The organism is Nocardia sputi, assembly GCF_023501985.1.
The window spans coordinates 22,313-36,014 of sequence record NZ_JAMFLC010000035.1; the positions used below are offsets into that span (position 1 = coordinate 22,313).

The 13,702-nt window shown below is 64.4% G+C and carries 14 protein-coding genes; 10 read left to right on the forward strand and 4 right to left on the reverse strand.

Annotation, left to right across the window (positions count from 1 at the left end):
• The first annotated feature begins 6 nt into the window (after positions 1-6).
• The 7 genes from hppD to tuf all read left to right on the forward strand — a co-directional run bounded on the left by hppD (position 7) and on the right by tuf (position 7,088).
• On the forward strand, positions 7-1,209 hold the full coding sequence (hppD, locus tag M8859_RS33425; RefSeq protein WP_159930076.1) for a 4-hydroxyphenylpyruvate dioxygenase: 1,203 nt from the start codon (positions 7-9) through the stop codon (positions 1,207-1,209).
• Positions 1,210-1,273: 64 nt separating this feature from the next.
• The gene (locus M8859_RS33430) at positions 1,274-1,801 is read left to right on the forward strand and encodes a DUF3558 domain-containing protein (RefSeq protein ID WP_159930075.1); all 528 of its coding nucleotides are present in this window, start codon (positions 1,274-1,276) and stop codon (positions 1,799-1,801) included.
• A 9-nt stretch (positions 1,802-1,810) separates the two neighbouring features.
• A complete protein-coding gene (locus M8859_RS33435) occupies positions 1,811-2,368 on the forward strand; it encodes a DUF3558 domain-containing protein (protein ID WP_159930074.1) in 558 nt (185 codons plus the stop codon).
• Between the two features lie 342 nt (positions 2,369-2,710).
• The gene (gene rpsL / locus M8859_RS33440; protein WP_014353064.1) at positions 2,711-3,085 is read left to right on the forward strand and encodes a 30S ribosomal protein S12; all 375 of its coding nucleotides are present in this window, start codon (positions 2,711-2,713) and stop codon (positions 3,083-3,085) included.
• A gap of 1 nt (position 3,086) precedes the next feature.
• Complete coding sequence (rpsG, locus tag M8859_RS33445; RefSeq protein WP_014353063.1) at positions 3,087-3,557, forward strand: 30S ribosomal protein S7; 471 nt, start codon at positions 3,087-3,089, stop codon at positions 3,555-3,557.
• 138 nt (positions 3,558-3,695) lie between these two features.
• Positions 3,696-5,798: an elongation factor G gene (gene fusA / locus M8859_RS33450; protein WP_159930073.1), complete on the forward strand. Its 2,103-nt coding sequence runs from the start codon at positions 3,696-3,698 to the stop codon at positions 5,796-5,798.
• 99 nt (positions 5,799-5,897) lie between these two features.
• Positions 5,898-7,088 (forward strand): elongation factor Tu, encoded by a 1,191-nt coding sequence (tuf, locus tag M8859_RS33455; protein WP_043732954.1) that lies wholly within the window; start codon positions 5,898-5,900, stop codon positions 7,086-7,088.
• A 121-nt stretch (positions 7,089-7,209) separates the two neighbouring features.
• Here the strand turns inward: tuf and M8859_RS33460 are convergent, their stop codons facing one another.
• Positions 7,210-7,644, reverse strand: coding sequence for a hypothetical protein (locus M8859_RS33460; RefSeq protein ID WP_195072112.1), 435 nt, complete (start codon positions 7,642-7,644; stop codon positions 7,210-7,212).
• Positions 7,645-8,188: 544 nt separating this feature from the next.
• On the opposite strand from M8859_RS33460, the gene M8859_RS33465 reads away from it, so the two are divergent.
• Complete coding sequence (locus tag M8859_RS33465) at positions 8,189-8,506, forward strand: hypothetical protein (protein WP_195072111.1); 318 nt, start codon at positions 8,189-8,191, stop codon at positions 8,504-8,506.
• A 3-nt stretch (positions 8,507-8,509) separates the two neighbouring features.
• On the forward strand, positions 8,510-9,682 hold the full coding sequence (locus tag M8859_RS33470; protein WP_249645464.1) for a M20 family metallopeptidase: 1,173 nt from the start codon (positions 8,510-8,512) through the stop codon (positions 9,680-9,682).
• Here the strand turns inward: M8859_RS33470 and M8859_RS33475 are convergent.
• Positions 9,679-10,482 (reverse strand): hypothetical protein, encoded by an 804-nt coding sequence (locus M8859_RS33475; RefSeq protein WP_249645465.1) that lies wholly within the window; start codon positions 10,480-10,482, stop codon positions 9,679-9,681. The genes M8859_RS33470 and M8859_RS33475 overlap by 4 nt on opposite strands.
• A gap of 713 nt (positions 10,483-11,195) precedes the next feature.
• On the opposite strand from M8859_RS33475, the gene M8859_RS33480 reads away from it, so the two are divergent.
• Entirely contained in the window at positions 11,196-12,020 is an 825-nt protein-coding gene (locus M8859_RS33480; protein ID WP_195140458.1) for a helix-turn-helix domain-containing protein, read from the forward strand.
• Between the two features lie 15 nt (positions 12,021-12,035).
• On the opposite strand, the gene M8859_RS33485 is transcribed toward M8859_RS33480, so the two are convergent.
• Positions 12,036-13,379, reverse strand: coding sequence for a hypothetical protein (locus M8859_RS33485; RefSeq protein ID WP_159930067.1), 1,344 nt, complete (start codon positions 13,377-13,379; stop codon positions 12,036-12,038).
• Entirely contained in the window at positions 13,376-13,612 is a 237-nt protein-coding gene (locus tag M8859_RS33490; RefSeq protein ID WP_159930066.1) for a hypothetical protein, read from the reverse strand. The genes M8859_RS33485 and M8859_RS33490 overlap by 4 nt, the downstream gene beginning before the upstream one ends.
• Positions 13,613-13,702 lie beyond the last annotated feature (90 nt).

Consider the following 13,702-nt stretch of genomic DNA (forward strand, 5'->3'; position numbering starts at 1 on the left):
TGGAAGATGACCATCGAGCACCTGCCGAACGCCCGGCCCGCCGCCGTTCCCAGCGACGGCGAGTTACGCACGCTCGTGGGGTTGGTCGACCACGACGACAGCGGTGACCCGTTCCCGGTCATCGGGTGGGACGCCCTGGTCTGGGTGGTCGGCAACGCCACCCAGACCGCGCACTTCCTGGAATCCGCCTTCGGGATGCGGCTGGAGGCTTACTCCGGCCCGGAGACCGGCAATCGGGATCACAAGGCTTTCGTCCTGCGCAGCGGCGCGGCGCGCTTCGTGATCACCGGCGCGGTGGACCCGGACAGTCCACTCGTCGCCCATCACGATCGGCACGGTGACGGCGTGGTCGACATCGCGCTCGAAGTGCCCGACGTGGACCGCTGCGTGGCGTGGGCGCGCGCACACGGCGCCACCGTCCTGGTCGAGCCGCACGACGACACCGACGACTTCGGCACTGTCCGTTCGGCGGCGCTGGCCACCTACGGCGAGACCAGGCACACGTTGGTCGACCGTTCCGGCTACCGTGGGCCCTACCTGCCCGGCTATGTCGCCCGCCGCTCCAACTATCAGCGGCGCGACGGCGCGCCCAACCGCCTGTTCCAGGCGATCGACCACGTCGTGGGCAATGTGGAACTCGGGCGGATGGATGAGTGGGTCGAGTTCTACCGGCGGGTCATGGGTTTCACGAACATGGCCGAGTTCGTCGGCGACGACATCGCCACCGAGTACTCCGCGCTGATGAGCAAGGTCGTCGCCAATGGAAACCACCGGGTGAAGTTCCCGCTCAACGAGCCCGCCGCGGGCAAGAAACGCTCGCAGATCGATGAGTACCTGGAGTTCTATCGCGGACCCGGCGTCCAGCACATCGCGCTGGCCACCGGTGACATCCTCGCCTGCGTGGACGCCTTACGCAGGGAGGGCGTCGAGTTCCTGGAGACTCCGGCCGCCTACTACGAAGACCCGGAATTGCGGGCTCGCATCGGCCGGGTCCGCGTCCCGGTCGAGGAACTCCGGCGCCGCGGCATTCTGGTCGACCGGGACGAGGACGGCTACTTGTTGCAGATCTTCACCAGGCCGCTCACCGACCGGCCCACCGTCTTCTTCGAGTTGATCGAGCGCCATGGCTCTCTCGGCTTCGGCAAAGGGAACTTCAAGGCGCTGTTCCAGGCGATCGAACGCGAACAAGCGGCTCGCGGCAATTTGTGAGGCGCCGCACGCGGCCGCCTTCGTCGGGCGGTCACCTCGTCGCGGAATCGGTAGAGTTCTTCCCATGCGGATCAAGTCGGCGGTCGTCATCGCGACAGCCTTGCTGCTCGCGCTGACGGCCTGCGGTTCGGACGAGCAGTCGCAGGACTCCGGTCCGTCGCGTCCCGCGCCGAAGGTGGTGGCACTGGGCCCGTTCGTCGGGGAGTGCGGGCACGTGACCGATGACGAGGTGCGCACTCTCGGTGGCCTCGGCCAGATCTCCGGAGTGTTCCGCAACGCCGTCGGATGCAACTGGCAGTCGGCGGGAATCGGTTCTCCGAGTATCACATTCGCTTCCTACCGGGGCAGCCCCATCGAGCGGGAGCGGGCGTGGGTGACCGTCAACGGCCGCGCTCCCGATCCGATCAAGGTGGCCGGCCGGGACGGTTTCGCAGCCTTGGATCCGGGCGGACAGATCTGCGATCTGGCGGTGCAGCTGGGCGACGACTTCTTCGAGTGGTCGACGTCCTTCGGGTTCTTCTCCGATAACCTCGGGAATCCGTGCGACCGCAGCCGTGCCCTCGCCGAGCTGACTCTGCAGCGATTGCAGTAGGGGGAGAGCATGAACGTCCGACGAGGTCTGTACCGGCGTGGCGCGGCCGTCGTCGTGGCCGCGGCCCTGGCGTTGTCCGTGGGCGGCTGCAGCCGCGTGGTGTCCGGGTCCGCGCATCCGGTGGGCGGAAGTCAGTCGATCAACACCAAGCTGGACAAGTTGCTCCGGGAGTGCGAGATCCTCTCCAAAGAGCAGATCGGGAAGGCCATCGGCGAGAGCATCCAGGTCAGCGAGTCGTTCTTCGGAGCGGTCTGCATGTGGGACCTGGTCGGCGCGCCCGGCGGCAACGGCATGGCGACGCTCAACTGGTACGAGAACGGCACGCTGAGCAACGAGAAGCAGACGAACAACAAGCTGGGCTACACCACCACCAACATCACCGTGCAGAGCGCCCTCGCGCTGCAGATCCGCAGGCCGAACGATCCGGACTCCTGCGGGGTGACGGCGAGCGCGCCGGACAACGGCGTCATCGGCTGGTGGATCAACTACCGGCCGGGCTCGGCGCACCCCGATCCGTGCGACGCGGCCGGGAAGCTGATGGAAATGACCTTGAACCTGGCCAGGTAGACCGGCGCCGGGCCGACCCGCTTTGACCCTGTGTCCCGGCCACGGGTATCGTGGACCGCTGTGCCCGGAAGCATGCGGGCAAGTTCGTGCGTGACCGTAGGCCAGCGAGAGCGGCCGACGACTCCAGCGTGCCCGGAATCCGGGCTCCGCGCCGCGCGCGACACGCCCGACCTCGGGACGCGAGAAACGTGGCCGGACGTGCGAGTGAAAGCTCGATGACAGCGGCGTGAACGACGGGCCCGGAAGTGGAAGCTTGCCTCCACCAAGGGCCCCGGGAACGCCGCGAACTCAAAACAGACATGAAGTCCACACACCGCGTTAACTAATAAGGAAAGCCGGTCTATGCCAACCATCAACCAGCTGGTCCGCAAGGGTCGCCGCGACAAGGTCGCCAAGACGAAGACCGCGGCCCTCAAGGGGAGCCCGCAGCGTCGTGGCGTGTGCACCCGCGTGTACACCACGACCCCGAAGAAGCCGAACTCCGCGCTGCGCAAGGTCGCGCGTGTTCGCCTGACCAGCGCGGTCGAGGTCACGGCCTACATTCCGGGCGAGGGTCACAACCTGCAGGAGCACTCGATGGTGCTCGTGCGCGGCGGCCGTGTGAAGGACCTCCCCGGTGTCCGCTACAAGATCATTCGCGGCTCGCTCGACACCCAGGGTGTGAAGAACCGCAAGCAGGCCCGCAGCCGTTACGGCGCCAAGAAGGAGAAGAGCTGATATGCCACGCAAGGGCCCCGCACCCAAGCGTCCGCTGATCAACGACCCGGTCTACGGTTCGCCGCTGGTTACTCAGCTGGTCAACAAGATCCTGCTGGACGGCAAGAAGTCCACGGCCGAGCGCATCGTCTACGGTGCGCTGGAGCAGGCGCGGGAGAAGACCGGCACCGATCCGGTGGTCACCCTCAAGCGCGCGCTGGACAACGTCAAGCCGTCGCTGGAGGTCAAGCCCCGCCGCGTCGGTGGCGCCACCTACCAGGTTCCGGTCGAGGTCCGTCCGGGCCGCGCCAACACCCTCGCCCTGCGCTGGCTGGTCAACTTCTCGCGTGCGCGCCGGGAGAAGACCATGGTCGAGCGTCTGGCCAACGAACTGCTCGACGCCAGCAACGGCCTCGGCGCCTCGGTCAAGCGCCGCGAGGACACCCACAAGATGGCCGAGTCCAACCGGGCCTTCGCGCACTACCGCTGGTGACGTCTGCCCGGCCCGTCGTCTGGGTCGGGGAGGCACAGCCGGAGCGCGGCACTCACCGGCCGCTTCCGGCGTTGACATAGAGGCGACCACAGGGTCGTCCCCGATAATCCCAACTAGCTACGAGCGGGGAAGATTTCCGTGGCACAGGACGTGCTCACCGACCTGAACAAGGTCCGCAACATCGGCATCATGGCCCACATCGACGCGGGCAAGACGACCACAACTGAACGCATCCTCTTCTACACCGGCATCACCTACAAGATCGGTGAGGTCCACGACGGCGCCGCCACGATGGACTGGATGGAGCAGGAGCAGGAGCGTGGTATCACCATCACCTCCGCGGCTACCACGTGCTTCTGGAAAGACAACCAGATCAACATCATCGACACCCCCGGGCACGTCGACTTCACCGTGGAGGTCGAGCGGTCGCTGCGCGTGCTCGACGGCGCCGTCGCGGTGTTCGACGGCAAGGAGGGCGTCGAGCCGCAGTCCGAGCAGGTGTGGCGTCAGGCCGACAAGTACGACGTGCCGCGGATCTGCTTCGTCAACAAGATGGACAAGCTCGGTGCGGACTTCTACTTCACCGTGCAGACCATCAAGGACCGCCTCGGCGCCAAGCCGCTGGTCATCCAGCTGCCGATCGGCGCGGAGGACACCTTCGAGGGCATCGTCGACCTGGTCGAGAACAACGCCAAGGTCTGGCGCGGCGAGACCAAGCTCGGTGAGCAGTACGAGGTCGTCGAGATCCCGGACGACCTGAAGGAGAAGGCCGAGCAGTACCGCCAGGAGCTGCTCGAGACCGTCGCCGAGTCGGACGAAGCGCTGCTGGAGAAGTTCTTCGGCGGCGAAGAGCTGACCGTCGAGGAGATCAAGGGTGCCATCCGCAAGCTGACGGTGACCTCCGAGCTCTACCCGGTGCTGTGCGGCTCGGCGTTCAAGAACAAGGGCGTGCAGCCCATGCTCGACGCGGTCATCGACTACCTGCCCTCGCCGCTGGACGTGGAGGCCACCACCGGCCATGTCCCCGGCAAGGAAGACCAGCTGCTCACCCGCAAGCCGAGCGCCGAGGAGCCGTTCGCGGCCCTGGCGTTCAAGATCGCGGTGCACCCCTTCTTCGGCAAGCTGACCTACGTCCGCGTGTACTCCGGCAAGGTCGACTCCGGCGCCCAGGTCATCAACTCGACCAAGGGCAAGAAGGAGCGTCTGGGCAAGCTGTTCCAGATGCACTCCAACAAGGAGAACCCGGTCGGCGTGGCCTCGGCGGGCCACATCTACGCGGTCATCGGCCTCAAGGACACCACCACCGGTGACACCTTGTGCGACCCGCAGAACCAGATCGTGCTCGAGTCCATGACCTTCCCGGACCCGGTCATCGAGGTCTCCATCGAGCCGAAGACCAAGTCCGACCAGGAGAAGCTGGGCACCGCGATCCAGCGTCTCTCCGAAGAGGACCCGACCTTCTCGGTCAAGCTGGACGCCGAGACCGGCCAGACCGTCATCGGCGGTATGGGCGAGCTCCACCTCGACATCCTGGTCGACCGTATGAAGCGCGAGTTCAAGGTCGAGGCGAACGTCGGCAAGCCGCAGGTGGCCTACCGCGAGACGATCACCAAGCGGGTCGAGAAGCTCGAGTTCACGCACAAGAAGCAGACCGGTGGTTCCGGCCAGTTCGCGAAGGTGATCATCGCGCTGGAGCCGTTCGTCGGCGAGGACGGCGCGCACTACGAGTTCGAGAACAAGGTCACCGGTGGCCGCGTGCCGAGGGAATACATCCCTTCGGTGGACGCGGGCGCCCAGGACGCCATGCAGTACGGCGTGCTCGCCGGCTACCCGCTGGTGAACCTGAAGGTCACGCTGCTCGACGGCGCCTACCACGACGTCGACTCGTCGGAAATGGCGTTCAAGATCGCGGGTGCGCAAGCGCTCAAGGAAGCGGCCCGCAAGGCCGGTCCGGTGATCCTCGAGCCGATGATGGCGGTCGAGGTCACCACGCCCGAGGACTACATGGGCGATGTGATCGGCGACCTGAACTCCCGCCGTGGTCAGATCCAGGCCATGGAGGAACGCAGTGGTGCCCGTGTCGTCAAGGCGCTGGTTCCGCTCTCGGAGATGTTCGGTTACATCGGTGACCTGCGGTCGAAGACCCAGGGCCGGGCGAACTACTCCATGGTGTTCGACTCGTACGCGGAGGTTCCGGCCAACGTGTCGAAGGAGATCATCGCCAAGGCGACCGGCGAGTAAATGGCTCCCGGGCGTTTGTAATACCCCTTTCCCCGTGTCCGCGGGGATGACCCCGCACTGCTGCAACTGCACGCACCAACAAGTCCAGGAGGACAAACAGTGGCGAAGGCGAAGTTCGAGCGGACGAAGCCGCACGTCAACATCGGCACCATCGGTCACGTCGACCACGGCAAGACCACGCTGACCGCAGCGATCACCAAGGTGCTGGCTGACAAGTACCCGGATCTGAACGAGAGCTTCGCGTTCGATCAGATCGACAAGGCGCCGGAGGAGAAGGCTCGTGGTATCACGATCAACATCTCCCACGTCGAATACCAGACGGAGAAGCGCCACTACGCGCACGTCGACGCGCCGGGTCACGCCGACTACATCAAGAACATGATCACCGGTGCGGCGCAGATGGACGGTGCCATCCTCGTGGTCGCCGCCACCGACGGCCCGATGCCGCAGACCCGTGAGCACGTGCTGCTCGCCCGTCAGGTCGGCGTGCCCTACATCCTGGTCGCGCTGAACAAGGCCGACATGGTCGACGACGAGGAAATCCTCGAGCTCGTCGAGATGGAGGTCCGCGAGCTGCTGGCCTCCCAGGAGTTCGATGAGGACGCGCCGGTCGTGCGGGTCTCCGGTCTGAAGGCGCTCGAGGGCGACCCGAAGTGGTCGGAGTCGGTGCTGGAGCTCATGGCCGCGGTCGACGAGTCCATCCCGGACCCGGTTCGTGAGACCGACAAGCCGTTCCTGATGCCGGTCGAGGACGTGTTCACCATCACCGGTCGTGGCACCGTCGTCACCGGTCGCGTCGAGCGTGGCGTGATCAACGTGAACGAGGAAGTCGAGATCGTCGGCATCCGTCCGGACAAGACCAAGACCACGGTCACCGGTATCGAGATGTTCCGCAAGCTGCTCGACCAGGGCCAGGCGGGCGACAACGTCGGTCTGCTGGTTCGTGGTATCAAGCGCGAGGACGTGGAGCGCGGCCAGGTCGTCGTGAAGCCGGGCACCACCACCCCGCACACCGAGTTCGAGGGCCAGGCGTACATCCTGTCGAAGGACGAGGGCGGCCGCCACACCCCGTTCTTCAACAACTACCGTCCGCAGTTCTACTTCCGTACCACTGACGTGACGGGCGTTGTGACCCTGCCCGAGGGCACCGAGATGGTTATGCCCGGTGACAACACCGAGATGACCGTCAAGCTGATCCAGCCGGTCGCCATGGACGAGGGTCTGCGCTTCGCGATCCGCGAGGGTGGCCGCACCGTCGGCGCCGGTCGCGTCACGAAGATCATCAAGTGATTCGCTGAATCGCTGACAACGGCGCCGCTCCTTCGGGAGCGGCGCCGTTCGCGTTTCACATGCGAGTGCGCCTCGCCGGCACGCAGCTTCGTCCAATGGAGCCGACGGCAGCCGCTTCTGCTCAGCAGGCGTAAGCGCGGCCGACGGCCGGTTCCCGATCGGCCTCCGGGACCTCGTGCAGGCAGCCGAGCGGGACGACGCCGTCGCTGCTCATCTGCACGCCACTGCCCGTCTCGGTATCAACGCACGTGAGGCCGGTAGTCGCGAGGCGGCAAGCGTAGTCGCCGAAGGTGAGCGTGCTGTCGTACGGCAGCGTCTGTCCCTCACCATGGATGAAAAGCCCTGGATCACCGCGGAATTGGCCGACGGTCAGGCGTTGGCCCGAGTAGGTGACGTATCCGCCGAACCAGCTCCCGAAGCCTTCTCCGGGTGCGGGCGCCGGAACTTTCAGTTCGACCACGCAGTCGAATCCGTCCATACCCAACGCGGTCCCGGTAATGCAGCTGATCTTGCGCGTAGGGCTGACGAACGCGATATCGGCCGCCAGATCGGTCACCGGCCCGCTCTCGACTCGGACCGAGTGATACGGCCCGAGATCAATCGGCGACCCTCGCCGAACCCAGTCGACGCGATCCCGGAACTCGCCCTCGGGCGCACCCGCCGACGTGCTGGGTTGCGACGAACCCGGTTCCCTCGCCGGCTGTGGGTGCCCGATGGTGTTATGCGAACACGCACACGACATCATCACCAAGCCCACGAGCACCGCCCACCGCATACAGCACACAGTAGCCCTCGTGAGTGAGCCGATCTTCCCGGCGCACACCGACTTCGGTACCGGGCTCAGCGCCGTCCGCAGTTTGGTGTAGCTTTCGACTGGGCGGCCGGCGGGGTCGCGGGTGACAGGTGACCTGCCTCGGGTAAGTTTGCGCACAAATCTTCAACTTCGGCGGTTCAGGGCGGTCGACCGGCTAATTGTTTGTTACATATTCGGTCGCGCGACGTATACGTATGGGTGCCGTCCACCGGAAAACGCTTGACCGTGTTTATCGAAATGACGTAAAGTTCAGCTGATACCGCCTCGGCGTCGGAAAGGGTTGGCAATGAACTCCAGCACCCCGAAGAAGATAAACTCCTATGTGGAAATCGACGAGTTGTATCGCAAGGATGAGTTGCCCATCCTGAGCCGGGACGAGCTCCAAGCCATTGTTTCCTTTCTGGAAGAGCATGGCTGCGAAAATATCGGCGGAGCGGTACTCGGCAAAGCTCACGCATGGCCCAGGGATTCGGTCGGGATCTATCGCAGCAACCTGATCAACCGTAGGAAAGACACTTTCAAGGGTCCTAACATCATCGGAGGTACCTACTATCCTCAGGGGATCGGGATCTGGACCACCGGAGACATCGGAGACATTCGCTAGCTCATGACGAATTCGACAGGACTACTGGAAGCACTGGTAGCACACGACTCGACGTTCGGCCGGGAACGAGCGATCGGAGACTGGCTGGTGAAGTATCTGGCCGGTCAAGGGTTCGTCGCGCGAAAGCAGATCGTCGAGGGTGACCGGTTCAACGTCCTAGCCGAACGAGGAAAGGGCACGGCGACATTGCTGTGCTATGGGCATATGGACACGGTTCCTGTCTACAACGGATGGAAGACCGATCCGTTTCGCGTCACAAAGGTGGGAGACCGGTTGTACGGTCTCGGTTCCTGTGACATGAAAGGCGGCATCGCCGGCCTGCTCTCCGCGTTGGAACACCTTCCGGCCGACGTTCCTGTCAAGCTGCTTCTCGCGGTGGACGAAGAAAACGAATCGCTCGGAGCTTGGCAAGTGGTGCGCGAGCGACGTGATTGGATCGACGGCGTCGAGCGTATTCTCTCGGTGGAGCCAGGGGCCTCGGCGGACCGGATCGGAGGAGCGGATGTCCTGACGCTGGGTCGTCGGGGACGGGCGCGTTTTCGATTCACCGTGCACGGATACTCATCGCACGGTGGGCACGTGGATCGGGGCGTCAATGCCATCGACATAGGGGCTCGCATCGCGCACCAAATCGACGGCGCGAAGCAGGCGTTCCATCCACGCTTGAAAGAGGGAAGCCAGTATGTCGCCAGCTTCAATGCCTCCTCGGTCGGCTTGTCGATTCCGGAGTACTGCGAACTCGAAGTCGAACGATTGCTGGTCATCCCCGAGACCATCGATGACTGCCTGAACGAGTACAACGAGCTGTGCGCTCGTGTTCTGGCATCGATGGAGATGCCGGATACCGCACGAAGTCATGTCAGCGTGACAGCGGAACTCGTTCCGCGCCGGAACAGGTACTCCGAGCCCTACGAGATCGCTGTCGACGATCCTCTCGTGGGTGCCGCCCGGGACGCGATCATGGAGAAGCTGCGTCCCGAGCACGGGCCGTTCATCAACTACGGCAGGTCGGTCGGTGACGAGAACGTATTCGCCAACGCGTTCGGTCTACCGTCTCTGGTGCTGGGTCCGGAAGGCGGCAATATCCACTCGCCGAATGAATGGGTTTCCCTGAGATCGCTGACGGACGTAACCGAAGTGTACCGCGATCTGTTGCATCGCTACTTCGAGCTCTAGATCCTTCGCGTGGCAAGGTCGACGTACGAGAGGGCGAAGTCGTTGTAGGCCCGTGCCTCGTTGCCGTCGTCGACCTTGTAATTCTGGGACAGTATTCCGAATGCGGGTTTCTTCGAGTAGACGGCGCCGTACCTGCGGCCTTCGTCGTACACGAATCGTCGACCATTCTGCCGTGCCGCGTATATGACGCCGGGAGACGAGAGATTGCATTCGCCGTAAATGGCGTGCACGGGTTCGGGCGCGTCCTCCCATACGCGGTCCACGAGCCACGCCGAAAGCGCTCGATACAGTCCGCGTCCCTGGAAGTCGAGGCGGGTGATACCTTCGGTGATCTCGTAGAGGGTCACTGCCTCGTGGCCCTCTATGCGGATCTTCGCACGTTCGGCGAGAACGGTGCAGACGACGGCGCCGGTGCGGTCGACCAGATATCCGATCGTATTGTCGGCATTCGATACGATTTCTTGAACACCGTCTCGGCCGAGACCGAAAGCGCTATAAGTGTCCGTGAAACGCGCGGCCTCGTTCTCTCTGCGAGACAGCGGTGTAGCCCGCGACAGAATATGGAGGTCGAGTCCCAGCGCCCGGGCTTCGGTGACGACCCCATTCTTTCGCGGGCGCTCTTTGCGCGTACGCCGGAGCAGAATCTCGTGCTGCCGCATCGCGTCGGTAGCGATAGATCGTGTGGGAGAATTCCAGCAGGTGTAAACGATGCCGTGTGGGTGGGAACATGCGAGCGGAACGACGCCTTCCACGACAACGCCCGCCGCATCGAGGGATTCGAGCAGTTCGCCGCGGCCCACATATCTTATCGTGAGTCTGTCTATCGAGGATTGCAGTGCCTTCTCACGGTAACTCGCGAAATCCGCGATGAACTGCCCCAGCTGACGGGGTGTGTCGACGACGTGTGGATAGAAGCCACGAAGTCTGTTATGGGTCGCGAAGGCGGGAGGCCAGACCGCGCCTACCGAGCTGTTCGATTTGGTCTGCGCTGATTCATTCATGTGCTGTGCTACCTATAGTTCGATGGTTCCCGGGAATCTCGTCATGAATGAAGGCTGTGCGCATCTCCAGGTCATCGATTCCGAGGGCCGCTGGATAGTTGTAGACGGAACGCGGGCACGAATGTCCGGCGACGGTCTACCGGCCCGTGGCGACGGATAACGAACTCCGATCGCAGAGCGTCGGTCGAGGTCGGGCGCCACACCCGCATGCATCGGGAGATGTGCGACGCATAGACCGTCGTGCCTGCTCAGCTACGGTGAGACGCTCAATGCCTCGGAGTTTTTCGTGTCGACGAGCGGCGCCGCCGCAGGTTTTGGGTGATGCGGTTGTCTCTCCCGGGTGGAGGCCCGTGCTGTGCCACCATGAGATCGGCCGGCCTGTGAGCACGTGCGATCAATGGCGCGCACTCGCAATATGGTCGGCCGCGGGGGGCAGGCTGGCGATGCAGTATCTCCGCAAACATTGACGAAGACGGCTACGGCGTATGTCGTGTAATCAGAAGGACTTTGCTATGCCGCGCAGCGAGCGTCCGCTTGATCCGTCATCGGGGCCGATCCATGCCTTCGCCGCTGACCTTCGACGATTGCGCGCCCGCGCGGGCAACCCGAAGTACCTTCAGATGGCCAGGTTGAGCGGCCGATCCAGGACCGCTCTCTCCGAGGCCGCCGGTGGCGATCACCTTCCGACCTGGGAGACGACCGAAGCGTTCGTCAAAGCCTGCGGCGGCGACGTCGGCACCTGGCTGACCAAGTGGGAACAAGTGCAAGAGCAGGTGTCCGTGCTGAGCGCGCGAACGACGACCGCTCGAAGCGGTCCCCGCGACGAGTCCGCGCACGGGGCGGACAACCTTCCGACGCGCACCGTGGACACTCGGTCCGACAACTCCGAAGGTCCGGTCGATGTGGTGCTCCGACTCTGGCAGGAGCAACGCACCCAGGCCCGTCAGTCCGAGAACCACCGCGCCATCATGACTCTGGTAGTGGTCGTAGGCGCGGTCGGTGGAATGGTCTACGTCGCCGTGCAGCCCGATTCCCGGATCCTTTCGGCGACGGTGGCGCTGAGCGTCTGCCTCCTCGGTCTTTTCGGTGCGCTGATCTCGGCCAAGTACTACGAGCGCTTCAAGATGCACATGGACGGCGCCGAACACTTCCATCGCCGCTTGGACGAGTTGTATCCGCAGTTGCGTATCGAGCAACTGTGGTCGGACAACGAAAGCCAGCACAGCCGAAATTACAAAGTGCTGTACGGGCTCCGGCTGCACCACCTGTGGGTAGCCGCCCACCTGGGCATTGTGCTGCTGGGCGGCACCGTGGCGATCGTCCAACTGACGGGCTGACGCCGCCCGTCGGCCTCAGCGTCGATACAGCTGGGTGACCGTTCGCCAGATCCCCTGCCGTTGCTCGTCGGTGAGATCGGCGCTGCGCAGACGCTCATCGAGATCCCGGATGTCGTCTTTGTCCGCGCGGGGGATGAAGCTGTCGAGCAACCGCGCGAATCCCGGATCGGCAGCATCGGACCGGGCGACCCATGCCCGTACCTGGTCGCGCAGCAGGTCGCTGCGCTCGCTCAGTTCCTTGTACCACCGTGTCCCCTCGGCCGACCGATACCACTCCGGTCCAGCTGCGGTGACGGTCGGCGCGAGCGTACGCGCGTAGTGGACGATGGCGATGACATTCATGGCGAAGATCGCCTCGCGCACATACGGATCAGCGTGTTCGGGGGCCACCAGCGCGGGGTTGATGCCGTCGAGCGGCCGCTCGTCGTGGCGATGCCGTCGAGCTCGCGGACGACCGTTCGTTCCGTATCCGGTGGGGCTGCTCTTGCTCCCGGAGATCATGCCCTCGATCGCGACGATGGCTTCGTGGTGGTGGAAGGTCAGCTCGGGATCCTCGGGAAGGTCGCCTTGGAGCGCGAGGCCGTCGGCGCTGTGGTGACCGTCGAGATGCAGGGCATGTCCGCGTTTGGTGCCGGGATGGGGATCGTGCGCCGACGCGGCGAAGAACGCGTAGTGCCCGAAGAAACTCGCGGCCGGGTAGGCGGCGGTCAGCATCTCTTGGACGCTGCCCTTGAGGCCGCTGTCGACGAGACAGAGATCGACGTCGCCGCCGTCGATGTCGATGCCGGACAGCTCGAAGTAGGCGGTGAGCTGCTGCCAGGCGCCGGCCGTGCCGGTGGGCGCGCTCGATCGTCTACGGAATGCTTCGATGGCCGAAAAGTCGCTCCCCGTCCAGCTTTCCAAGTCACGCAAGGCGGCATCGGCCAGCGGTCGTGGCAGGTACATCGGTACGCAGTGTCGCGCGTAGAAGTCGGGTGCCAATACGCTCAGGACGAAGCCGAACACGAAGCCGTCGCGGCCGAGGAAGACGACCGTGGTTCCCGGGTCGTCATCGATCGCCCGTACGAGATCGGCGGTCATGTCGACGACCACCTTCACCACGAACGGCGCGAGGTAGCGCTGAACGAGGCGGTACGCCTGCTCGAGGGTGCGCGCCTTCTGCGTGCTGTCGATATGGAACGAGCGCAGGAAGCCCTCGAAGACCGCCGAATCCAAGCCGAGGTCTGTATGGTCGAGCTCGATCGGCAGGATCGCTGTGGGATCCAGCCACCAGCTGATCCGGTCGACGTGCCCGGTGTCGTTCGGGAGAAACGCCCCGCAGGCCGGGCACTGCGGGGCGTCCTGGTCGCGCACGGTCACGCGCGGGTCACCTGCCGCAGCCAGTGCACCGTCTCCTGCATGATGGTGTTCGCCAAAACGACCATCTGGAGGCTGATTTCGGGTGCTACGGTCTTGTGGTGCTCTGCGGTTTCCAGCAACTCGGTCACGGTCTCGTCGACCGCGTCGAGCGTAGCTGTCACCAGGTGCGTGCCGATGCGGTGATCGTCGGCGGACGGCTGGATCGAGCCGTTCATCCTGGCTGTGTCGGTCACGAGATCAATCCCCTTACTGCGTAGCGGTCGGAGCGGGTGAACGATCTCTACGATGGGCCAGCACATGCCCGGCAGTCGTGACACGAAATT

What these genes read in the sequence shown, in the direction of transcription:
- hppD (WP_159930076.1), top strand. Translation starts at nt 7, where the DNA reads ATGACCATCGAGCACCTGCCGAACGCCCGGCCCGCCGCCGTTCCCAGC.
- M8859_RS33430 (WP_159930075.1), top strand. Translation starts at nt 1,274, where the DNA reads ATGCGGATCAAGTCGGCGGTCGTCATCGCGACAGCCTTGCTGCTCGCG.
- M8859_RS33435 (WP_159930074.1), top strand. Translation starts at nt 1,811, where the DNA reads ATGAACGTCCGACGAGGTCTGTACCGGCGTGGCGCGGCCGTCGTCGTG.
- rpsL (WP_014353064.1), top strand. Translation starts at nt 2,711, where the DNA reads ATGCCAACCATCAACCAGCTGGTCCGCAAGGGTCGCCGCGACAAGGTC.
- rpsG (WP_014353063.1), top strand. Translation starts at nt 3,087, where the DNA reads ATGCCACGCAAGGGCCCCGCACCCAAGCGTCCGCTGATCAACGACCCG.
- M8859_RS33465 (WP_195072111.1), top strand. Translation starts at nt 8,189, where the DNA reads ATGAACTCCAGCACCCCGAAGAAGATAAACTCCTATGTGGAAATCGAC.
- M8859_RS33470 (WP_249645464.1), top strand. Translation starts at nt 8,510, where the DNA reads ATGACGAATTCGACAGGACTACTGGAAGCACTGGTAGCACACGACTCG.
- M8859_RS33480 (WP_195140458.1), top strand. Translation starts at nt 11,196, where the DNA reads ATGCCGCGCAGCGAGCGTCCGCTTGATCCGTCATCGGGGCCGATCCAT.